This window comes from Hyphomicrobium sp. LHD-15 (assembly GCF_031157355.1).
Lineage (GTDB): Bacteria > Pseudomonadota > Alphaproteobacteria > Rhizobiales > Hyphomicrobiaceae > Hyphomicrobium_C.
Window position 1 is genome coordinate 18,506 of the sequence record NZ_JAVIFT010000004.1, and the last position, 21,687, is coordinate 40,192.

Consider the following 21,687-nt stretch of genomic DNA (forward strand, 5'->3'; position numbering starts at 1 on the left):
TCTCAATATTTTACCGGAATGACGCGCAGGAGCCCGACATGAACTTTGAGCATTTGTTCCAGCAGAGGCTCGCGGCCCTTCAACGCGAAGGACGATACCGCGTTTTTGCGGATTTGAAGCGCCGCCGAGGGGCCTTTCCAGTGGCGGATCATTTCGCGGCGAACGGCTCGCGCGAGGTTACAGTGTGGTGCTCCAACGACTACCTCGGCATGGGCCAGCACCCCAAAGTGATCGCCGCCATGCATGAGGCAATCGACACCGTCGGCGCAGGTTCCGGCGGTACGCGCAATATCTCGGGCACCACGCACTATCATGTCGAGCTCGAGCAGGAGCTTGCGGATCTGCACGGAAAGGAAGCAGCCCTTCTTTTCACCTCAGCTTACGTTGCCAATGACGCGACACTCTCGACGCTCGTGAAGCTCGTTCCCGGTACGGTCGTGTTCTCGGACGAGAGAAACCACGCGTCGATGATCGAGGGCATTCGCCGCGGGAACGGCGAGAAGCAGATTTTTCGTCACAACGACGTGGCCGATCTGGAAGCGAAGCTTAAGCGTTATCCCAAGGGCACGCCCAAGATCATTGTCTTCGAGAGCGTCTATTCGATGGATGGGCACATCGCGCCGATCGCCGCGATCTGTGACCTCGCCGAAAAATATGGAGCGCTTACCTACCTCGACGAGGTGCACGCGGTCGGCCTGTACGGCCCGCGCGGTGGGGGCATTGCCGAGCGCGACGGCGTCATGGACCGCGTCGACATCATCAATGGAACCCTTGCCAAGGGCTTCGGCGTCATGGGCGGCTACATCGCCGGTTCCCGTGACCTCTGCGATGCGATCCGCTCGTTTGCTTCAGGCTTCATCTTCACGACATCTCTCGCGCCTGCGATCGCGGCCGGGGCGCTCGCCTCCATTCGCCATTTGAAGACGAGTTCGGTCGAGCGCGGCCGCCATCAGGAGCGGGTTCGAACACTCAAGAGGTCGCTCAAGGCCAAGGGTTTGCCGGTCATGGACAATCCAAGCCATATCGTCCCGGTGATGGTCGGCTGCCCGATTCACTGCAAGGCGGTGACAGACACCCTGCTCCGCCAATACGGGATCTATGTGCAGCCGATCAATTATCCAACCGTAGCGAAAGGCACCGAGCGCATGCGTCTCACGCCCTCACCCGCACACTCCGACGAGCAGATGACGACTTTGATCCATGCGCTCGAAGGACTTTGGGCGGCCTGCGCGGTCCAGAACGGCACCTATGCCAAATTGGCGGCGGAGTAGAGCGCTCGCTCGGCGGCGCAAATTAGCCGCATGGTGGGAACTGCAAAAAATTGAAACCACGTGGTGGAGCCAAGCGGGATCGAACCGCTGACCTCTTGCATGCCATGCAAGCGCTCTCCCAGCTGAGCTATGGCCCCTTACCGTGGGATCCTGCAGCGTGCGTTCAGGCCTAAGGCCTTTTGCCGATCGCAGGAGTTCGTGATGCCGTGTCGGGTCTATCGCCCCTCTGGCGGATCACAATCAAAGAGATCGGCTGATTAGGCCGATCGTCTCAAAACTGCAAGAGCGAAGTTGGCGCAACCCCATCAAAAATGGAGCCAGCGTCCTCGCTCCGCTCATCGTGCTGGGCGTCGCCGAACATGCCGGCCCACAAGGGCCTGACATTTCGGCCTCTTTCGCCCTCCGCTCCAAAGCGTCGCAACGCTTCGGAGCCCTGTTGTTCAAAGACGAGCCTCAGCGCTCCTCGTCGCCGCCATCGACCGGACCGCCGATGATGTTGGAGACGTCGCCGCCCTCTTCTTCCTCTTCCTCGAGGAAGGTCTCGTCCTCTTCCGCCGCAACTTCGGCGTCGCCGTCTTCGATCTCCGGCAGAGCCTCGTCAGCCTCGGCATCCACGGCCTCAGCCGGCGCCTTCTCGACGTAATCCGACTTGCGGGCCCGACGGCTCGATTTCTCTTCGACGGCCGAAATCGCCAATGGCGAGGAGGCCAGCTCGTAGATCGAGCCGCAAATCGGGCACGTTATCGGATTGCGGTTGAGGTCGTAGAACCGAGCGCCGCATTCGTTGCTCTGACAGGTGCGCTTAGTCCCGCGCGCTTGTTTCGTCGCCATGGCTTTCTCACCAGTCAATTTGGGATAGCGGGATCTGACACAGCGGGTGGCGGCTGTCAAAACGAAATCCTCTCAAGAGGCGACAAAACTTTTGCCCGGCGTTGACAGCACCCGCGTCCGGCGGCTCTATGCGCGGGCTTTCCCGAAAATCCGGGCGACGGCCTCCGGTCCTCGCCCCCGCGATATGGCAGGCGCCACCCCGTGACACACGCCGACCCCACCCCGCTTGCAGCCGAACGTTCAGAAGCCCTCAAAGGGACCCTCAGGGTGCCCGGCGACAAATCGATCTCTCACCGGGCCCTCATGCTGGGCGCGCTCGCGACCGGCAAAACCCGCATCCGGGGCCTGCTCGAGTCCGAGGACGTCATCAATACCGCCCGCGCCGTGACGGCGCTCGGAGCCCCGGCCAAGAAAACAGGTGATACCTGGGAAGTGCTCGGCCGCGGGACCGGCGGCCTCGCCCAGCCCGCGGAGCCGCTGGACTTCGGAAACGCGGGCACCGGAACCCGCCTCATGATGGGCGTTCTCGCCCCCCACGACATCACCGTGACGATGATCGGCGATGCCTCGCTTTCGAAGCGGCCGATGGGACGCGTTCTCGGCCCCCTCAAGCAAATGGGCGTCGAAGTGGACGGCGACCGGGATCGCCTGCCGCTTACGCTGCGCGGCACGTCGCAGCTCACGCCGATCGTATACGAGTTGCCGGTGCCTTCCGCGCAGATCAAGAGCGCGATCCTGCTTGCCGGCCTCGGCACAGCCGGCGAGACGACCGTGATCGAGCGGGAAGCCACGCGCGACCATACCGAGCGCATGCTTCGGCATTTCGGGGCCGAGGTTTCGACCGAAACCGGGGAATTCGGCACTCGCATCACCATCCGCGGCGAAGCCGAGCTTCAGGGCCGCGACGTAACGGTGCCGGGCGATCCGTCCTCTGCGGCGTTCCTGATTGCTGCGGCTCTGATCGTGCCCGGCTCCGACATCACTATCGAAGGTGTGCTGGTAAACCCGACCCGCACCGGCTTCTACACGACGCTCCAGGAGATGGGCGGCGACGTGGCTCTCCTCAACCCGCGCGAGGAAGGTGGCGAACCGGTGGCCGACATTCGCGCCCGTTTTTCCAAGCTTTCCGGCGTTTCGGTACCGGCAGAGCGGGCGCCGTCGATGATCGACGAGTACCCGATGCTGGCGGTCGTTGCTGCGTTTGCCCAGGGCTCTACGCGGATGGACGGGCTTGCCGAGCTCAAGGTCAAGGAAAGCGACCGGCTGGCGGCGACGGCCGCGGGCCTCGAAGCGAACGGCGTTCGTACCGAGGTCGCGGGCGACACGCTCATCGTTCACGGGACAGGGCAGGCTGCGGGCGGCGGGCTCGTCGCGACGCACCTCGACCATCGGATTGCGATGGCCTTCCTGGTCATGGGGCTTGCCTCCGAAACGCCGGTCACGGTCGACGATACGGGCATGATCGCCACAAGCTTCCCGGAGTTCCGCGCGCTGATGGAGCAGATCGGCAGCCGGTTCAAAGCGAGCGAGGCCTAACGCTCATGATCATCGCGATCGACGGGCCGGCCGCCTCGGGCAAGGGGACTCTCGCAAAGCGCGTTGCGGAGCACTTCGGCTATGCCTGCCTCGATACGGGGCTTCTCTACCGCGCCGTGGCCCGCGACGTGGCCCGCCAGGGCTTTCGGCTCGAGGATATCTGGGCGGCGATCGCGGCCGCGCGGGGCCTCGACCCGGCCTCGTTCGACGATCCGGCCCTTCGCGGCACCGCCGCCGGAGACGCCGCGTCGATCGTGGCCCGTATTCCGGTCGTGCGGGCGGCGCTGCTCACCTACCAGCGCGATTTTGCCCGCCGGCCTCCCGGGGCCGTACTCGACGGCCGGGATATCGGCACCATCGTGTGTCCGGACGCGGACGTTAAGATTTTCGTGACCGCGACCCCGGAAATCCGGGCAAAACGCCGTTTTACCGAGTTCGAGGCCCGCGGCGACACCGTTGCCTATGAAACGGTGCTGGCCGATATCCTGGTGCGGGACGCCCGTGACTCGGGCCGTCCGAACGCGCCGATGGCCCAGGCCGCAGATGCGATGTTGCTTGACACCAGCAACTTGAGTATAGAAGCCGCATTCGACGCCGTCGTCGGATTGATCAAGAGGAAGATCGGCCCCTAGAGACGCATAAGATATGCGTTTCAATTTTTAGGGGGCGGGCAAGAGGCCCATCACGACGGCGCCCGGACCAATATTCAAAGATTCGTGCCGGCAGAGGACCGTCCGATCGTGCGTTTTCGCATGTCCGGCTGGGGCTTTCGGCATTCCGCTATCCGCGCCGTCGGCTGGCCCTTTGGGGCTTCCCGTGCGGCAGATCTCAATTCTTACACACGTCCAGGAGCTTGAATGACCGCCGAAATCAGCAAAGACTACACCCCGTCGCGTGACGAGTTCGCCGCGCTGCTCACCGAAAGCCTTGCCAAGGACGACCTGTTCGAAGGCAGCGTCGTCAAGGGCAAAGTCGTCGGCATCGAGAAGGACCTCGCCGTCATCGACGTCGGCCTCAAGATGGAAGGCCGCGTTCCGCTGAAGGAGTTCGGTCTTGGCGGCCAGCCCGGCAACATCAAGATCGGCGACACGGTTGAAGTCTACCTCGAGCGCATCGAGAACGCGCTCGGTGAAGCCGTTCTCTCGCGCGACAAGGCGCGCCGCGAAGAGAGCTGGACCCGTCTCGAGAAGCTCTCCGAAAAGGGCGAGAAGGTTACAGGCGTCATCTTCAACAAGGTCAAGGGCGGCTTCACTGTCGATCTCGACGGTGCCGTCGCGTTCCTGCCGGGCTCGCAGGTCGATATCCGCCCGGTTCGCGACATCGGCCCGCTGATGCACCAGCCGATGCAGTTCCAGATCCTCAAGATGGATCGCCGCCGCGGCAACATCGTCGTCTCGCGCCGCTCGGTGCTCGAAGAGACGCGTGCCGAGCAGCGCGCCGACATCGTGGCTCGTCTCGCCGAAGGCCAGATCATCGACGGCTTGGTCAAGAACATCACCGATTACGGCGCGTTCATCGACCTCGGCGGCATCGACGGCCTGCTCCACGTCACCGACATGGCTTGGCGCCGCGTGAACCATCCGTCCGAGATCCTGAACGTCGGCGACACGGTCAAGGTGCAGATCATCCGCATCAACCCGGAGACCCAGCGCATCAGCCTCGGCATGAAGCAGCTGCAGTCGGACCCGTGGTCGACGATCGAAGCCAAGTATCCGATCGGCTCACGCTTCAACGGCACGGTCACGAACATCGCCGACTACGGTGCGTTCGTCGAACTCGAGCCGGGCGTCGAAGGCTTGATCCACGTCTCGGAAATGAGCTGGACCAAAAAGAACGTTCACCCCGGCAAGATCGTCTCGACCAGCCAGCAGGTCGAAGTGCAGATCCTCGAGGTCGATCCCTCGAAGCGCCGCATCTCGCTCGGCCTCAAGCAGACCCAGGACAACCCCTGGGATGCCTTCCTTGCCCAGCATCCGAAGGGCACCGTCGTCGAAGGCCCGATCCGCAACATCACCGAGTTCGGCCTGTTCATCGGCCTCGATGGCGGCGTAGACGGCATGGTGCACTTGTCGGATCTCGACTGGCAGAAGGCCGGCGACGAGGTCATCAAGGACTACAAGAAGGGCGATACGGTCAAAGCTATCGTCCTCGACGTCGACAGCTCCAAGGAGCGCATCTCGCTCGGCATCAAGCAGCTTGCCGGCGATCCCGCCGACGAGCTCGGCAAGTACAAGAAGGGCGACCAGGTCACCTGCGAAGTCGTCGCGGTGCAGGAGAACGGCATCGAGGTCAAGATCGCCGATACCGATCTTACGACCTTCATCAAGCGCTCGGATCTCTCGCGTGACCGTTCGGAGCAGCGCACGGAGCGCTTCACCGTCGGTCAGAAGGTCGATGCATCCGTGCTCTCGGTCGACAAGGCCGCGCGCCGCATCGGCGTCTCGATCAAGGCGCTCGAGATCGCAGAAGAGAAGCAGGCCGTTGCGCAGTACGGCTCGTCCGACTCGGGCGCTTCGCTGGGCGACATCTTCAAGGCCGCGATCAAGAAGCGCGATGCGAGCGGTGGCGACGAAGAGTAAGATCTTCGTTTAACACGTGCAGATCACGAAGCGCGGGACGGGAGTCCCGCGCTTTTTTGTTTTTTAACTGCCCCGTGTCCGGATCCCGGTTTCTGCCGGGATGACGTTTCCCGCGGTCATGGCGGAGCTGCGTTCTGCACGGACGACGGTCGGCGTTCAGAACGATGTAGTGCTTCAAGACGGACGGGCATTGCGCACCGCACGGCAGTTTCCTATTTTGCCGGCAAAGGCTTAATCTAACGCCGCGTTCGCGGAACGGCTTTAGAACTCTGTTTTGTCGTGCTTCTTACCGTAAAACCGGTTTCCACTTTTCCGGAAGCACTCTTGGAGCATCCCCCCATGTCGCTCGAAACTGAAGCCGTCCTCGATCGCCGCCGTATGCGCCGGCGTCTCGCTTTCTGGCGCAGCGCGGCGGTGCTGTTCGTCGGCCTTTTGCTCGGCGCACTTCTGTTCAACAGCGATGAACTGTCGTCGCTCGCCGGAACACGCCAGATCGCGCGTGTCGCCATCGAGGGCACGATTACCGACGACCGCGACCAGATCGCGATGCTGAAAAAGATCAAGGACGCCAAGAACGTCGATGCGCTGCTCGTGTTCGTGAACAGTCCCGGAGGCACGACGACCGGCGGCGAGAGCCTCTATCTCGCACTTCGCGACGTGGCGGAGAAAAAGCCCGTCGTCGCCCAGTTCGGTACGGTCGCGGCTTCGGCGGGCTATATCGTCGGACTCGGCACCGACCATATCGTGGCGCGCGGCAACACGATCACCGGCTCGGTCGGCGTGCTCGCGCAATGGCCCGAGGTGAGCGAGCTGCTCGGCAAGCTCGGCGTGAAATTCAACGAGGTCAAAAGCGGCGAGCTGAAAGCCGCGCCGAACCCGTTCGAGCCTGCATCGGAAGGAGCCCGGAAAGTCATGCAGGACACCATCGACGACGGCTTCAAGTGGTTCCTGTCCCTGGTCGAAACCCGCCGCGGAATCGTACCTCAGAACGTTAACGGCCTTGTCGAAGGGCGCATTTTCTCGGGCCGGCAGGCACTGGACAACAAGCTCATCGACGAAATCGGCGGTGAAAAAGAAGCGATCGTCTGGCTCGAAACCAACCGCGGCGTGCCGAAAGACCTCAAGGTTATCGACTGGAAACCCACGCCAGAGGGCAGCTGGGGCGGTTTCGCGGGCGAAGCTTCCCTTGCCTTTGGAAAAATGATTGCTGCCGCGTTAGGCAATTTTGCTCAACTCGCGAGCCTTCCTCCCGGGCTCGGCAGAGTTGGTCTTGACGGCCTCGTTTCTGTTTGGCAACCTTCTGAAAATTAGAATAAATACAATTACTTTCGCGGGAGGCACGTGCTTTGATAAAATCCGAGCTGATCCAGAAAATTGCGGCTTCCAACCCACACCTGTATCATCGGGACGTGGAGCGGATCGTCAATGTGGTGTTCGACGAGATCGTCGACGCGCTTGCAGAGGGCGATCGGGTCGAGCTTCGTGGCTTCGGCGCGTTTACAGTCAAGCATCGCGCTGCCCGTCAGGGGCGCAATCCGCGCACGGGAACTGCGGTCCCGGTCGACGAGAAATTCGTCCCGTTCTTCAAGACGGGCAAAGAGCTTCGCGACCGGCTCAACACCAACGGGTAAGCGCCGCTAAGGCGTGTAGGCCTGTGGCGCCGGCTTTCCCATTTCCGTGGCGAAGTCCATGCTTCGCTCCGGAGGCGGGCCGTGGACATAGGCGAACTTCGGAATCGGAATACGCGCGTGCTCAGACGAATTCTTTGGCTGTTGACGGCATTTCCAGCGGCCGCGCTCCTGATTACGCTTGCGGTCGCGAACCGCCATTCCGTGCGGCTCGTGCTCGACCCGTTCCGGCCTGAAACGCCTGTGCTTTCGGTCGTGCTGCCGTTCTACGGCTTCCTGTTCGGCGCACTGCTCGTCGGCGTCGTTCTCGGTGGAGCCGCTACTTGGCTTTCGCAGTCGCGATGGCGCCGTACAGCCCGGATCAGGACGGGCGAGGCCAAGCGATGGCAAGGCGAGGCCGACCGACTGACGCGCGAACGCGATGCCGAGGTTTCGGGTCGCGCCAAAGCGCTCTCCGCACCCGCCAAGCGCGACGCGGCTTGACCGTTTCTTTTTTCCGATCAGCGGGACTATAGAGGCCGCGAGTCTATACTCGCTGTTCCGGTTTCTTACCCAACGTGATCCCCATGTCCACACGCGTGAAAATCTGCGGATTGAAGGCCGAGGCGCATCTCGACGCCGCGATCGAGGCTGGCGCCGATCTCGTGGGCTTCGTGCTGTTCGCCAAGAGCCCGCGCAACGTCAGCCTCCAGCAAGCGGCCGCGCTCGTCGCGAGGGCGCGTGAGCGCGGTGACGTCCAAACCGTAACCCTGCTCGTGGACCCCGACGACGACCTCGTCGACCGCGTCGTCGCGACCGTCAAACCGGATCTCCTTCAGCTTCACGGGCATGAAACGCCAGAGCGCGCCGAAGCCATCCGGAAACGCAGCGGGCTCCCGGTCATGAAAGCGGTACCGGTCGCCAAACCTGCCGAAGTCGCCGCGGCCTTCGCCTACCTCGAACCCGGCGGCGGGGCGGATCTGCTGCTGTTCGACGCCAAGCCGCCGGAGCGGCCCGACGCGCTGCCTGGGGGCAACGGGCTTGCCTTCGACTGGCACATTCTCGACGGCGCACGCCGCCGTACGCCGTTCGCGCTGGCCGGCGGCCTCACCCCGGAAAATGTCGCCCAAGCCATCGATTTGACCGGAGCAGCCATCGTCGATGTCTCGTCCGGCGTCGAGAGCCGCCCCGGCGAGAAAGACGCCGACCTGATCCGCCGCTTCCTTCGCGCCGCAAAGGCCGCTAAGGAGGCATGAAAAATCTCCTGCCCGCCCCCGACGGGGATGGGCTATCGCAGAGGACGACCCCCAGTGGCCTCGAAGAAGCAAAAGACGGAAGAAGCGAAGCTCAACACGCTCAAGGCCGGGCCCGACGACAGCGGGTTTTTCGGGCTGTTCGGCGGGCGCTTCGTCGCCGAAACGCTGATGCCGCTGATCCTCGATCTCGAGGCGGCCTATAATTCGGCCAAGGACGATCCCAAGTTCCAGGCCGAGCTGACCGACCTCATGCTCCACTATGGCGGCCGGCCGAGCCCGCTATACTTCGCGGAGCGCCTGACCGAGCATTTCCGCGGCTTGGCGAAGGCCGCGGGCGGGACGGGCGGCGCCAAGATCTATTTCAAGCGCGACGAGCTCAACCACACCGGCAGCCACAAGATCAACAACTGCCTCGGCCAGATCCAGCTCGCGCGCCGTATGGGCAAAACCCGCATCATCGCCGAGACCGGCGCGGGGCAGCACGGCGTCGCGGTGGCGACGGTGTGCGCGCGGTTCGGTCTGCCGTGCGAGATTTACATGGGCGCAACCGACGTTCAGCGGCAGGCCCCGAACGTCGCGCGCATGTACATGCTCGGCGCCAAGGTAAACCCGGTCACAGCAGGCGCCGGCACACTCAAGGACGCGATGAACGAAGCGCTGCGCGATTGGGTGACCAACGTGCGCGATACCTACTATCTGATCGGCACGGCGGCAGGCCCGCACCCCTATCCCGCAATGGTGCGCGACTTCCAATCGATCATCGGCAATGAAACACGCGAGCAGATGCTGGAGCGCGAGGGCCGGCTTCCGGACACGCTCGTGGCCTGCATCGGCGGCGGCTCCAATGCGATCGGCCTGTTCCATCCGTTCCTCGACGACGAGGGCGTGAAAATCTACGGAGTCGAAGCTGGCGGGCATGGGCTCGATGTCGAGAACGGACACGCAGCCTCGATGAACGGTGGGCGTCCCGGCGTGCTGCACGGCAACCGCACCTATCTGCTGCAAGACGCGGAAGGCCAGATCCTCGAAGGGCATTCGATCTCGGCCGGTCTCGACTATCCGGGCGTCGGCCCCGAGCACTCCTGGCTCAAGGATACCAAGCGCGTCGACTACGTTTCGATCACCGACCAGGAAGCGCTGACCGCGTTCCAGCTGTGCGCCAAGCAGGAAGGCATCATTCCGGCGCTCGAGCCGTCGCACGCTCTCGGCTGGGTGACGAAGCTCGCGCCGACCCTGCCGCAGGACAATCTGCTCGTCATGAACATGTGCGGACGCGGCGACAAGGACGTGTTCGCGGTGGCCGGCTATCTGGGGATCAAGCTTTGACCAAGAAAATCGAAACGCGGATCGACCGGCGCTTCGCGGCGCTGAAGAAAGAAGGCCGCGCGGGCCTCGTGACCTTCATCACGGCGGGTGACCCCGATCTCGAAACCTCGAAAGCAATCCTTGCCGGATTGCCGAAGGCCGGCGCCGACGTCATCGAGCTCGGCATGCCGTTCTCCGATCCGATGGCCGATGGCCCGGCCATCCAGGCTTCCTCGCTGCGCGCGCTCAAAGCCGGGCAGAAGATGCGCGACACGCTCGAGATGGTGCGGGACTTCCGCAAAACCGACGCGGACACGCCCATCGTGCTCATGGGCTATTACAATCCCATCTACGTCTATCCGAACGACGCGTTCCTCGACGAAGCGGCCGAAGCGGGCGTCGATGGGCTGATTGTTGTGGATCTTCCGCCCGAGGCGGACGACGAGCTTTGCCTGCCAGCTATCGAGCGGGGGCTCAACTTCATCCGGCTCGCGACCCCAACGACGGACGATAAGCGCCTCACGAAAGTGCTGAAAAACACCTCCGGTTTTCTTTACTATGTTTCGATTACCGGCATCACCGGAGCCAGTTCGGCCAATCCAGACGACGTTCAACTGCAGGTGGCACGCCTCAAGAAGGCAACAACCCTTCCCGTCGCAGTCGGATTTGGCGTAAGAACACCGGAACAGGCGCGCGAAATGGCCAAGGGCGCAGATGGCGTCGTGGTCGGATCGGCGCTGGTTCGGGCCATCGAGACGAGCTTAACCGAGGACGGCAGAGCGACTGGAAATACCGTCGGCTCCGTCTTAAGTTTGGTCGAAGGCCTGGGCGCCGCCTTACGGGCATCGTAATCGGCGGGCAGCGACCGCCGGAGCTTTGTGGGCACCGGCGATGGCATAAACTTTCTATACGGCTTGCGGCATGAGGTGCGCTGCCCAGATGGGTGGACGGACCGGCCGGGTTTCGAGGAGCGGTCAAGCGTGAACTGGATCAACAACGTCGTCCGGCCAAAGATCCGCAGCTTCCTCACGACGAAGCGCGAGGTGCCGGAAAACCTCTGGGTCAAGTGCCCGGAGACGGGTCAGATGGTCTTCTACAAAGACCTCGAGGCCAATCAGTTCGTCGTCCCAGGCTCCAACTACCACATGAAGATGAGTTCGCGCGCGCGGCTCACCAATCTGTTCGACGGCGGCGTGTTCGAGCAAGTCGCGGTTCCGGCCGTCGCGCAGGATCCGCTGCGCTTCCGCGATGGTCGTCGCTACACCGACCGCATCAAGGATGCGCGCACGAAAACCGGCCTCGAAGATGCGGTGCTGATCGGCCATGGCTCGCTCGACGGGCGAACGGTGGTGGCAGCAGCGCAAGATTTCGAGTTCATGGGCGGCTCGCTCGGCATGGCGGCCGGTGAAGCGGTGATCGCGGGTATGCTGCGTGCCGTCGAGCTCAAGGCTCCATTCATTCTGTTTGCCGCATCGGGCGGCGCACGCATGCAGGAAGGCATCCTGTCGCTGATGCAAATGCCGCGCACCACCATCGCGGTGCAGAGGCTGCGCGAAGCCCGCTTGCCCTATCTTGTCGTGCTCACCGATCCAACCACCGGCGGCGTGACGGCGTCGTATGCGATGCTCGGCGACGTACATATCGCGGAACCCGGCGCTCTCATCTGCTTCGCGGGGCCGCGCGTCATTCAGCAGACCATCCGCGAGCAGCTGCCGGACGGCTTCCAGCGCGCCGAGTACCTTCTGCAGCACGGCATGATCGACATGGTCGTGCATCGCCACAAGATGCGCGAGACGCTGAGCCGCCTGTGCAGCCTGCTGATGCACGGCAACGCGACAGCCGACAAGAGCAAGGCGCGGCGCGGCAACGGCAAGGCGCCGAACGGCAGCCTGGTCGACGGAAAACTTATCGAAAACGCCGTCGTCGAACTCGAGCCGGTCAAGGAAAGCGAGCGCTTTGGCGATGCCAAGGGGGACGCCGCCAGAAGCGAAGGCGACACGACGACAAGTGGTGCGCCGGGTCGCGAACAACCGAGAAACTGATCGCGGCGCTCAACCTCGGTGCCCACCCTTTCGGACCCTGATCCTTTCCCATGGGCTTGTAGGTTGGGGGGCTTGTTGTGGGTCGGGGCTCAGGTCATGGCAGGGCGCGCGGGACGGAACCACTCCGACAATGCTAAGCTTCAAGCCAAGTTCTGGCGGGCTCCGCACTGGATCCTGGCAATCGTGACGATGCGATCACGTCTCCGGAACGGAGAGATTTGGAATGCACTGCGTGGGGCCCGCTGATGGAGGGGCGTAACATTCTGACAAGCGACCAGCTCCTCGCGGACATGAAGCTTCTGCACCCCAAGCTCATCGACCTCTCGCTGGGCAGGGTGGAGCGGTTGCTCGGTAAGCTCGGCAATCCGCACAAAACCCTGCCGCCCGTGGTCCATATCGCCGGCACCAACGGCAAGGGATCCGTCACGGCCTATCTCAAAGCCATGCTGACGGCGGCCGGCAAGCGCGTGCACGTCTATACGTCGCCGCATCTCGTGCGCTTCCACGAGCGCATCGAATTGTCCGGTCCCGATGGGCTCACGAAGCCGATCGCGGAAGCCGATCTCGTCGACGTGCTTTCGCGCACGCAGGCCGTCAACAGCGGCGACGACATCACCCAGTTCGAAATCACCACAGCCGCTGCGTTTCTGGCGTTCGCCGAGCATCCGGCCGATGTCGTGCTGCTCGAAGTCGGGCTCGGAGGCCGGCTCGACGCGACCAACGTCATCGCGAAACCGGCCCTCACAGTAATCACCCCGATCTCGCTCGATCACGCGGAAAAGCTCGGCGGCACCTTGGAAGCCATCGCATTCGAGAAGGCCGGCATCCTGAAGCGCGGCGCCCCTTGCATCGTCTCGCAACAGGAAGACGTCGTGCACGACGTCATCGCGCGAGAAGCTATGCGAGTCGGTGCGCATCTTTCCGTCTGGGGTCAGGACTACGACGCCTACGAGCAGCGCGGCCGCCTGATCGTGCAGAAGGCCGATCAGCTGCTCGACCTGCCGTTGCCGGCGCTGCTCGGACGGCACCAGGTCGTCAACGCAGGTACGGCGGTCGCGGCCGCTCTCGAACTCGCGTGTGCCGGTATCGACGAGCAGGCGATCGAGCGCGGTCTTGTTTCTGCGCGCTGGCCGGCCCGCATGCAACGGATCGACAGCGGACCGCTGCCGTCCCTGCTTCGCCCGGGCTCAGAGCTGTGGCTCGACGGCGGGCACAATCCGGCTGCTGGCCTCGCGATCGCGCAGGCACTGGCGGATCTCGAGGAACGCGCGCCGAAGCCGCTCTATCTCATCGTCGGCATGCTGGGCCTCAAGGATGCACCTGGCTTCCTCGCGCCCTTTAGCGGGCTGGCGCGCCATGTCGTCGGTGTACCGATTCCGGGTGCGCACGAAGCGCCGTTCTCGCCGGAAGCGCTGGCGGAGGCCGCGCGCTCGGTCGCGCTCAACGCGGAAGCAGGCGTGTCGGTCGAAGCCGCCCTCAAGCGCATCGATGCGCTCGACCCCGGCCCCAAGCGTATCCTCATCACCGGATCGCTCTATCTCGCAGGGCATGTGCTCGCGCTTCAGGAAGGCGTAGAGCCGCAGGCGAACTGAGGCCCCGCTGCCGTTTTTCCCCGTGGCGGCCTGGATCCTCGGGACAAGCCCGAGGATGACAACTCTGGTGCCTGGTGGCTTTGAAACAAAAAAGGGCTCCGGAAAACCGGAGCCCTTTCTAATTCAACGATAAGCCGGACGGCTTACGCCTTGACGAGGGTCTCGCCGATCTGTGCGCCGAGCCACTCTTCGAGCTTGCGCTTCTGAACGAGCGCGCCGACGTGCTGGCCTGCGACCTCACCGTTCTTGAAGACGATCAGCGTCGGCATGGCGCGGATGCCATACTTGGTGGTGATGGCCGGGCTCTGGTCGACGTCGATCTTCACGATCTTGACCTTGCCCTTCTGCTCGGCAGCGATCTGCTCCAGCGCGGGCGCCATAGCCTTGCACGGACCGCACCACTCGGCGAAGAAATCGACGAGAACGGGCTCGGTCGACTTCAAGACTTCTTCGTCGAACGTCTTATCGGATACGAGTGCGGTCATGGACGTGTCTCCTTTATCGGCGTCAGCCGGGATTTCAAATTTCATTCCCCATTACGGGGACGTGCCTTTGCCGGATCAGAACCATCCGTGCCCTCGGCTGCGCGGACAGTGAACCTAGGAATGCCGACCTCGGGCGTCAAGACTAGAGCGCAGCGCCCGGCCAACATATTGATATTATGCTCATTTCTTGAGTTGGCGACTCTCCGGCTCATCCGGCAAAGCGCCGGTCTTCAAGCGCCATAACTCCGTTGCATAGGTGTCCAGCGTCTGCTGCGGGATCTCCATGAGATGCGCGCCCTGTGTCCAGAGGAGGGCAGCGCGAACGGGCTTTCCAGGCGCAATTTCGCTAACGGCCAGACGATAGGCCGCGAGCTGGAAGAGGTAGACGGGAGCCACCGCCTCCAGCGTGCGCGGCGGGGCGCGGTTGGTCTTGTAGTCGACGATCAAAGCACCGTCATCGAGAAGGGCCAGCCGATCGATCTGGCCTGCGATGCGCAGCGGCGGGCCATCTCCCTCCGGGCGCGGGATCACCGCGACGATCGGGACTTCAGCCTGGCTCGCCGGGCCGAACACGGGCGCAAACGTTGCGTCGCCCAACACCGCAATCGCCTCGGACGCGATGTTCGCGAGCGTACGCGCCGGAAGATCGCGTCCTCGCTCGGCCAGGAACGCCTTTGCGGCCTTGGGCCAAGCCTTGGGCGCGATCTGCGGCAGGTGCTGCAAGAGCGCGTGGGTGAGCGTGCCGCGCAGAAAGCGGGATTGATCGGAAAGCCGGGCCGGGCTCATCGCGGCCGGCTCGGCCTGCGGATCCTTCGGCGGCGGTGTCGGCAGAGGCTCGCCTTCGTCGTCGGTATCGTAGGGCGCGAGACGAGACGGCGCGAGCGGCACCGTCAATTGCGGCTCGCGGGGGACGGCCGTCGCGCTCCACGGCGGCAGCGGTGCAGCCCCCTGGTGTGCGGTCAGCGTCACTTTCGGCGGCTCGGGCTTGGCCGTTTGAGGTGCCGCGAGGCGGAGCACATCCAGACCATTGTCATCGGCGACGCGCTCGACGGCGCCGGCTAGCCCCTCGCGGATCAACTCGTACCAGCAGCCGGGCTCTGGGCCGCGCCGGCCTTCGAAGCCCGCGACATAAAGGCGATCACGGGCGCGCGTCATCGCGACATAGAGCAGCCGATTGCGCTCCTCGCGGTCGCGGGCTTTGAGCGCGTCACGAGCCTCCTGAAGCGGCGCGAGACCGCTCGTGCCTTTCACCGGCCAGACGAAGGGGACGGCCACGCCAGTCGGGCGCTGCATGGCGTCGAGCTTCATAGGCCGGCCGGCCTGACTCGCAGCGGAACCCGCGCTGCAGGTATCCGGCAAGAACACGATCGGGGCTTCGAGCCCCTTGGCGCCGTGCACCGTCATGACACGCACTTCGTTGCGGCCGTGCTCCATGTCGCGTTTGATGTCGCGCTTACCGTCGCGCATGAACGCGAGGAAGCCCGCAAGCGAGGGCGGAGCGCCATCGTCGTAGGTGAGCGCAAGGTTCAGGAACTCGTCGAGCGGATCGGCGGCGTCTGGCCCCAGGCGCGCAATCAATTTCTGGCGCACGCCGTCGCGATCCAGGATATCGGCAAAGAACTCGAACGGCGGGCGGAAGTCCGCCGCCTTGCGCCAGCGGATCAGCGTAGAGGCCGCTTCCACGAAACGCGCGTTCGTCTTGCCGGTTTCCAGCAGCGCCTTCCAAAGCGTGCCCTTGCGCGGATCGCCCGCCTTCTCGCGTTCCCTGAAGGCGAGCGTCGTCAGATCGGCATCGTCGAGGCCGAAGATCGGGCTTTTCAAGACCTCGGCGAGCGCGAGATCGTCTTCCGGCAATGTCAGGAAATCGCCGAGCGACAGCATGTCCTGCACGGCGATCTGCTCGGTCAAGCGCATGCGGTCAGCGCCGGCGACGGGGATGTCGCGTGCCTTCAAGGCCTGCACCATCGGCGCGGCGAAGGGCGCACGTTTGCGCACCAGAACCAGAATATCGCCTGGTTCGATCGGGCGGCCGGACGACGCGAGGATCTCACGGTTGTCGAGCCAGCGCTTGACGGTGTCGGCGATGCGGTTCGCGAGCCTCACGACCGGCGGCTCGGCCGACTGCTCTTCCAGAGGCGACCACGCGTCGGCCAGCTCCACATCCTCGGCGCGCTCGGTCGGCCAGATTTCCACCAGCCCGGCATGCCCCGCCCGCTTGGCGGCATGCGGCGCGGGGCTCACGCCCGGCGTGCGGCTGGTGTTGGCGAACACGCGATCGACGGCATCGAGCACGGGCGCGACGGTGCGGAACGACAGCGTCAGCGGGATGCGCCGCCAGGTAGCGCCGGTGCTCTCGCCCAACTCCGCGAAGCGATTTCCCATTTCCGAGAACATTTCGGGCGCCGCGCCCTGGAACGAATAGATCGACTGCTTCTCGTCTCCGACCGCAAACAGCGTGCGCACCTCATCGCGCGCGCCCGAGCCCGAGAAGAATTCGGTCGCCATCGCTTCGACGACGCGCCATTGCGACGGGCTCGTGTCCTGGCTCTCGTCGACCAGGATGTGGTCGAGCCCCTTGTCGAGCTTGAACAGCACCCATTCGGCGGACGCACGCGTCGATAACAGATTGCGCGTACGCGCGATCAGGTCGTCGAAGTCGAGCGCGGCGCGGCGCACCTTCGCCTCGGTGTAGCGCTGCTGGACGGCATCGGCGAGGCGCAGCAGCGCCATCGTCGCCTCAACCACGGCCGCCCCTTGCTGCTCGGCCCAGAGCGCGACGAAGAGGCCCTGCGCGCGCGACAGCATCGGGTCGATTTCGGGGTTCTTCTCGGCCAGCGCCTTGGTCAGGAACTTTTCGCGAGGCGCCCCATCGGTTTTGATAAAGAGGCCGGACAGCGCTTCCATGCGCTGCTGGTCGGTCGCGGCGTCGAGCGCGGCACCCACCTTCGCTGCCATGTTCGCATCGGTTTTGCCGCCGCCGAGCAGCACGGAGCGGACGTGCGCCAGCTCGGCCTTCGAAAGCAACGTCGCCGCCTCGGCCTGAATGGCTGCCCGCGTGACGTCGCGGCGGATCGTGAAATGACGCCGATAGAGATCTTCAACGGCTTCGAGACCGGCGCCACCGCCTTCACGCACGGGCGGCATGCGGACAGCCGCTTCGAGCCAATCCCGCTGGCTCAAGGCATCGGCGAGAATTTCGTCGAAGCGATCATCGGCGGCATAAGCGATCGCCGCTTCAAGGGCGCGACCCATTGGGCTCGTGCGCTTGCGGGCGGCGCCGCCGATGACCTGATCGATGGCTTCGCGCATCAGCTTGCGCGAGGTTTCCTCGTCGAGGATCGCGAAACCGGGTGTGACACCCGCCTCGAGCGGAAACCGTTGCAGCAGCCGCTCGGCGAAGGCGTGAATGGTCTGGACGCTCAAGCCGCCCGGCGTTTCCGTCGCGCGCGTGAAGAGCGTCCGGGCGAGCGCAATTTCTTCGGTCTCAGGCTTGCGGCCGAGGAAATCCGCGAGCGTGCGGGCGAGATCTGGCTCCGGCAGCATCACCCATTTGGAAAGGCTGTCGAACACGCGCTTCGACATTTCAGCCGCGGCGGCTTTCGTGTAGGTGAGGCACAGAATGCGCTCGGGCGGCGTGCCGGCAAGCAGAAGCCGCAGCACGCGCATGGTCAGCACGTGGGTTTTGCCGGTGCCGGCGTTGGCGCTCACCCAAACGGAAGCGGACGGATCGGCGGCATCGGCCTGGAGGCGCGTCGTGCGTTCAAGCTCGATCTCGATCGGCGTGAGGTCGTTCATGCTCAGGCCTCCTCCTCGGCGGATGCCCCGGACGACCATTCGGCAACGCGCGCCAAATGCGCGTACTCATCGAAATCGTATCCAAAGCGCGCGCGCCGCAGCGGGCGATAGGGTGTGCGCTCGTCGTCGAACCGCGCGACGTGGCGCTTGAGGCCGTCGAGAGTATCCCTTGCCAGGGCTGCGATGTCGGGTGCGTTGACATCGCGCTCGTCACCCGGCGGCTCGCCGCCCGAAGCGCGGATGTAGCGCAGCGTCGCAACGGGATGTTTCGGCAGCTTGTCGAAGCCGAGATCCGCGTCGAGCGCGATAGCGGCTTCGAGCGGGAGCTGCGGCGAGACGCCTGCCAACACCTTGTTGTCTGGCGGCGGCGTGCCGGTCTTGTAGTCGGAAATGACGAGCGCGCCATCGAGGATGTCGATGCGGTCGGCGCGTGCGGTCAGCGTGAAGGGAGCGGCCGCGCCTTCGAGAATGAGCTTTCCCGAGACCTCCGCCCTTACTTCCATTACGCCCGCCCGGCGGCGCGGCTCGGTCGCGGCAAACCACGCAGCGAAGCGTTCGAAGCGCGGAATCCAAAACGCGGCGATGCGCGGATGGGCGGCGTAGGCTTCGAGCGCCACGCGGGCAAAACGAACCAGCTCCTGCTCGACGTTCTCCGGCAGTGTCTTCGGATAGGCCTCCGCAAAGGCCGAGAGAGCATTGTGAATGATCGAACCGCGCAGTGAGGCGCCGGGCGGCTGGCCGAGCGGATCCAGCGGCTCGAGCTTCAGGATATCGCGCGCAAAGATCGCATAGGGGTTCGCGATCCAGGTTTCGATGCGCGACACGGAAAGCTTGCGCGGACGCTGCGCAAAGCTCGGCCGCGGCTCCGGCACTCTGAGACGCGGCACCGCTGCCACGTTGTCACGCTGGCGGGCCCAGGCGAGCCACGGCTGGCTAGGCGCGAGCGCGGACGCGACGCCCATTCCTTCGAGAAGCGCCTTCAAGCGCAACAGCCAGCGCGACGGAACGGTCGGCACGCCGTCCTTTTTCTCGGCACGCGTGAGAATGACTTCGGGTGCGGCGAGCAGCGTCGCGAAATCGTGCGCGGATTGGCCGATCTTTTCCTCTGGCGAGGGCAAGCCCAACGCCTCGCGCATCGGACGATTGAGCCACGGGCCGGGATCGGACGATTTCGGCCAGGTGCCATCGTTGAGAGATCCCAGAATGACGACATCCGTCTGCTGCAAGCGCGCTTCGAACGGCCCCCAGATAAAGAGACGCGGGTGCACCGGGCCACGCGGGCGCACGGTTTCCGCGCTGGCGAGGCTGCGATAGAGATCGGCGTAGTCGGCCGCGGGAATTTCAAGCGGGGGCAGCCGCTCGTCGAGCAAGCTCGCGAAGAAGCGCGCGGCGGTTTCGCCGGCCTCGTCGCGCCAAAGCGGACTGTCCGGCTCCTCCTTGTGGTCAGGCTCGGCGGGAAGACGTGCAACCTCTTCCGCAGCCTTGCAGTGCGCCTCCACGAGGTCGCGCAATGCGGCCGGCTCGGCCCGGTCGTAAAGCGCGATCAACGGCCCGAAAGCCGCGCGCACGCGCGCGAGCAGATCACGCGCACCCTGCCAATCCTCGGTCCAGAGCCGGGTGACTGCCGGATGCTGGCGCACACTGTTGGTCCGATCGCCGTTGCTGCGATCCTCGAAAGCGCGCTCGAACGCCGCTTCGACACCATCCAGTCCCTCGCCAAGATAGGGCGTGCGGAAAGTTGCGATTTCGAGCGCACGGGCGGCGCGGCGGGCCGCGAAAGGATCGAGGCCGAAACGCGTCAGCGGATGCTTCAACAGTGCCACGACCTCGGCCGGAGCGAAGCGCGTGGCAACGGCGTTGATCACGAGATCGAGGAGCGCGCCGGGCGGCGTCTTGGCCAACGGGCGGCCGGCCGAGTCGTCGACCTTGATGCCCCAGGCTTCCAAGCGGATCGCGACGCGGCGCGCGAGAAAACGATCCGGCGAGACCAGTGCCGCCGTGCGCCCTGGCGTTTCGGCCGCTTCGCGCAGGATAAGCGCGACAGCTTCGGCTTCGTCCTGCGCGGTCGGCGCCTCGATCAGGCTCAGACCCTTGGGCGCGGCCACCGCAGGATCCTTACGCGCTGCGGCGGCGAAGCTCTCCCAACGCTCCGTTGTGCCAGCCGGGCGCATGGCTTCGGCGATGAGGCGGCTTCTGGCGCGGGCGGCTGGCTCAGAATGCTCTCCGAGGCGAGTCACCGCGCTTCGCGCAACGCCCAACGCATCGAGTAGCCTGGCGAGCCCAAACTGGGGATGCTCCGGGTGACGCTGCTCTGCCTCTTGCGGACAGATGGCCTGCCAGCTTTGATCGTCGAGATCGGTGTCGAGGGCGGGCAGCACGATGGCGCCTTGCGGCAGACGCGCCACGGCGCGCATCAACTCGACGGTCGCGGGGATCGAGCCAGTGACGCCCGCGACAATGACCGGCGCTCTCGGCGGCAGCATCGTCAGGCGGTGCGCTTCAGCGCGGATCACGGCATTGCGGCGGCCCACCGCCGAGAGATGACCCGACTGCGCAAGGTAAGCCGGCCAGGCCTGCGTAACGATTTCGAGAAATTGGAGCGTCTTCTGCCAATGCTCCGAGAACGTCTCCGGCACGAGCTTCGCGAGACCATCGAGGCTCACGTTCTCGGTCTCGATCATGTCCATCAACCCGGCCAGCTCTTTCGCGAGCACGGCGGCTTGCGCGGGCGTGCTGCTGCCGGCAGCGGCCAACGGCTCGAGGGCGGCGTCTGCGCCCCGCGCCTGATGCATCACCTCGGTCCAGCGCTGGATGAGGCTCGTCAGCACGAGGCGGCGCTCCAGCTCGCCGATCGCAGGCGGGATGGCGCCAAGCTCGCTCGTCGTCTCTGCTTCGGCTGCCGCCGTGATCAACGAGAGATCTTCCTCCCCTTCGGAAATCGGAACGATTTTCGGAAGCAGCAGCGCACGTCCGCCCGAGGCCCGCAGAAACGCATCCTGAAGGGCGCGCGTCGCACGCCGCGTCGGCAGGTAGAGTGTGATGCGCGGCAAGTCGAGTGTCGCCGGCGCAACGCCGCCAGCGGCCGGCAGGCTGCCGTCGAGAATGGCGGCGGCGAGGCAATCGAGAAACGAGCGCCCGGCTTCGACCGTGTAGATGTTCGCGCGGTGTGGTGACGTCATCGGTGTTGGTGGTGCTCCCGGCCGCTAGAGCATGATTGCTTTTTCTTTGTATCGCAATCACGCTCCGTCTCTCGATGAGACCGATGATTCACGTTTCGGGCTCTTCCTGCGCTGCCGATTCACGCCGCGTCCGGTAGAGGCCGCGACGATCGGAGCGCGTGGGCCCGAAACGATCATGGTCTAGGGCAGCAACGGGTATAGCCTGGATG

The 21,687-nt window shown here is 64.6% G+C and carries 16 protein-coding genes and 1 tRNA gene; 12 read left to right on the plus strand and 5 right to left on the minus strand.

Annotation, left to right across the window (positions count from 1 at the left end):
- The first annotated feature begins 38 nt into the window (after positions 1 to 38).
- On the plus strand, positions 39 to 1,271 hold the full coding sequence (gene hemA / locus RCO24_RS13610; protein ID WP_308962831.1) for a 5-aminolevulinate synthase: 1,233 nt from the start codon (positions 39 to 41) through the stop codon (positions 1,269 to 1,271).
- Positions 1,272 to 1,332: 61 nt separating this feature from the next.
- On the opposite strand, the gene RCO24_RS13615 is transcribed toward hemA, so the two are convergent.
- Both RCO24_RS13615 and RCO24_RS13620 read right to left on the minus strand, forming a co-directional pair.
- Positions 1,333 to 1,408: transfer RNA gene (locus RCO24_RS13615), tRNA-Ala, on the minus strand.
- A gap of 316 nt (positions 1,409 to 1,724) precedes the next feature.
- Positions 1,725 to 2,102 carry a TIGR02300 family protein gene (locus RCO24_RS13620; protein ID WP_308962832.1) on the minus strand — a complete coding sequence of 126 codons (378 nt, stop codon included), beginning with the start codon at positions 2,100 to 2,102 and terminating at the stop codon, positions 1,725 to 1,727.
- Between the two features lie 201 nt (positions 2,103 to 2,303).
- On the opposite strand from RCO24_RS13620, the gene aroA reads away from it, so the two are divergent.
- From aroA to RCO24_RS13675, 11 genes are all read left to right on the plus strand, one after another.
- Positions 2,304 to 3,638, plus strand: a complete 1,335-nt coding sequence (aroA, locus tag RCO24_RS13625; protein ID WP_308962833.1) for a 3-phosphoshikimate 1-carboxyvinyltransferase — start codon at positions 2,304 to 2,306, stop codon at positions 3,636 to 3,638.
- 5 nt (positions 3,639 to 3,643) lie between these two features.
- Positions 3,644 to 4,270, plus strand: a complete 627-nt coding sequence (locus RCO24_RS13630; protein ID WP_308962834.1) for a d(CMP) kinase — start codon at positions 3,644 to 3,646, stop codon at positions 4,268 to 4,270.
- A 225-nt stretch (positions 4,271 to 4,495) separates the two neighbouring features.
- The gene (rpsA, locus tag RCO24_RS13635; RefSeq protein WP_308962835.1) at positions 4,496 to 6,217 is read left to right on the plus strand and encodes a 30S ribosomal protein S1; all 1,722 of its coding nucleotides are present in this window, start codon (positions 4,496 to 4,498) and stop codon (positions 6,215 to 6,217) included.
- A gap of 339 nt (positions 6,218 to 6,556) precedes the next feature.
- Entirely contained in the window at positions 6,557 to 7,528 is a 972-nt protein-coding gene (sppA, locus tag RCO24_RS13640) for a signal peptide peptidase SppA (RefSeq protein ID WP_308962836.1), read from the plus strand.
- A gap of 35 nt (positions 7,529 to 7,563) precedes the next feature.
- The gene (gene ihfB, locus RCO24_RS13645) at positions 7,564 to 7,848 is read left to right on the plus strand and encodes an integration host factor subunit beta (RefSeq protein ID WP_308962837.1); all 285 of its coding nucleotides are present in this window, start codon (positions 7,564 to 7,566) and stop codon (positions 7,846 to 7,848) included.
- Between the two features lie 117 nt (positions 7,849 to 7,965).
- Positions 7,966 to 8,328 (plus strand): hypothetical protein, encoded by a 363-nt coding sequence (locus RCO24_RS13650; RefSeq protein WP_308962838.1) that lies wholly within the window; start codon positions 7,966 to 7,968, stop codon positions 8,326 to 8,328.
- An 83-nt stretch (positions 8,329 to 8,411) separates the two neighbouring features.
- Entirely contained in the window at positions 8,412 to 9,080 is a 669-nt protein-coding gene (locus RCO24_RS13655; protein WP_308962839.1) for a phosphoribosylanthranilate isomerase, read from the plus strand.
- Positions 9,081 to 9,107: 27 nt separating this feature from the next.
- On the plus strand, positions 9,108 to 10,406 hold the full coding sequence (gene trpB, locus RCO24_RS13660; RefSeq protein WP_374990964.1) for a tryptophan synthase subunit beta: 1,299 nt from the start codon (positions 9,108 to 9,110) through the stop codon (positions 10,404 to 10,406).
- Positions 10,403 to 11,236, plus strand: coding sequence for a tryptophan synthase subunit alpha (gene trpA, locus RCO24_RS13665; protein WP_308962842.1), 834 nt, complete (start codon positions 10,403 to 10,405; stop codon positions 11,234 to 11,236). Before trpB ends, trpA begins: the two co-directional genes overlap by 4 nt.
- 129 nt (positions 11,237 to 11,365) lie before the next feature.
- Positions 11,366 to 12,427: an acetyl-CoA carboxylase, carboxyltransferase subunit beta gene (gene accD / locus RCO24_RS13670; protein ID WP_308962844.1), complete on the plus strand. Its 1,062-nt coding sequence runs from the start codon at positions 11,366 to 11,368 to the stop codon at positions 12,425 to 12,427.
- A gap of 245 nt (positions 12,428 to 12,672) precedes the next feature.
- Positions 12,673 to 14,019 (plus strand): folylpolyglutamate synthase/dihydrofolate synthase family protein, encoded by a 1,347-nt coding sequence (locus RCO24_RS13675; RefSeq protein ID WP_308962845.1) that lies wholly within the window; start codon positions 12,673 to 12,675, stop codon positions 14,017 to 14,019.
- A 143-nt stretch (positions 14,020 to 14,162) separates the two neighbouring features.
- On the opposite strand, the gene trxA is transcribed toward RCO24_RS13675, so the two are convergent.
- The 3 genes from trxA to addB form a co-directional block, all read right to left on the minus strand.
- Positions 14,163 to 14,504, minus strand: a complete 342-nt coding sequence (gene trxA, locus RCO24_RS13680; protein ID WP_308962846.1) for a thioredoxin — start codon at positions 14,502 to 14,504, stop codon at positions 14,163 to 14,165.
- A 180-nt stretch (positions 14,505 to 14,684) separates the two neighbouring features.
- A complete protein-coding gene (gene addA / locus RCO24_RS13685; protein ID WP_308962847.1) occupies positions 14,685 to 18,299 on the minus strand; it encodes a double-strand break repair helicase AddA in 3,615 nt (1,204 codons plus the stop codon).
- A gap of 2 nt (positions 18,300 to 18,301) precedes the next feature.
- Positions 18,302 to 21,478, minus strand: coding sequence for a double-strand break repair protein AddB (gene addB / locus RCO24_RS13690; RefSeq protein ID WP_308962849.1), 3,177 nt, complete (start codon positions 21,476 to 21,478; stop codon positions 18,302 to 18,304).
- Between the last annotated feature and the right edge of the window lie 209 nt (positions 21,479 to 21,687).

Coding starts and splice junctions, on each gene's coding strand:
- hemA (WP_308962831.1), top strand. CDS start 39: ATGAACTTTGAGCATTTGTTCCAGCAGAGGCTCGCGGCCCTTCAACGC.
- RCO24_RS13620 (WP_308962832.1), bottom strand. CDS start 2,102: ATGGCGACGAAACAAGCGCGCGGGACTAAGCGCACCTGTCAGAGCAAC.
- RCO24_RS13630 (WP_308962834.1), top strand. CDS start 3,644: ATGATCATCGCGATCGACGGGCCGGCCGCCTCGGGCAAGGGGACTCTC.
- rpsA (WP_308962835.1), top strand. CDS start 4,496: ATGACCGCCGAAATCAGCAAAGACTACACCCCGTCGCGTGACGAGTTC.
- sppA (WP_308962836.1), top strand. CDS start 6,557: ATGTCGCTCGAAACTGAAGCCGTCCTCGATCGCCGCCGTATGCGCCGG.
- RCO24_RS13655 (WP_308962839.1), top strand. CDS start 8,412: ATGTCCACACGCGTGAAAATCTGCGGATTGAAGGCCGAGGCGCATCTC.
- trpB (WP_374990964.1), top strand. CDS start 9,108: ATGGGCTATCGCAGAGGACGACCCCCAGTGGCCTCGAAGAAGCAAAAG.
- RCO24_RS13675 (WP_308962845.1), top strand. CDS start 12,673: ATGGAGGGGCGTAACATTCTGACAAGCGACCAGCTCCTCGCGGACATG.
- trxA (WP_308962846.1), bottom strand. CDS start 14,504: ATGACCGCACTCGTATCCGATAAGACGTTCGACGAAGAAGTCTTGAAG.
- addA (WP_308962847.1), bottom strand. CDS start 18,299: ATGAACGACCTCACGCCGATCGAGATCGAGCTTGAACGCACGACGCGC.
- addB (WP_308962849.1), bottom strand. CDS start 21,478: ATGACGTCACCACACCGCGCGAACATCTACACGGTCGAAGCCGGGCGC.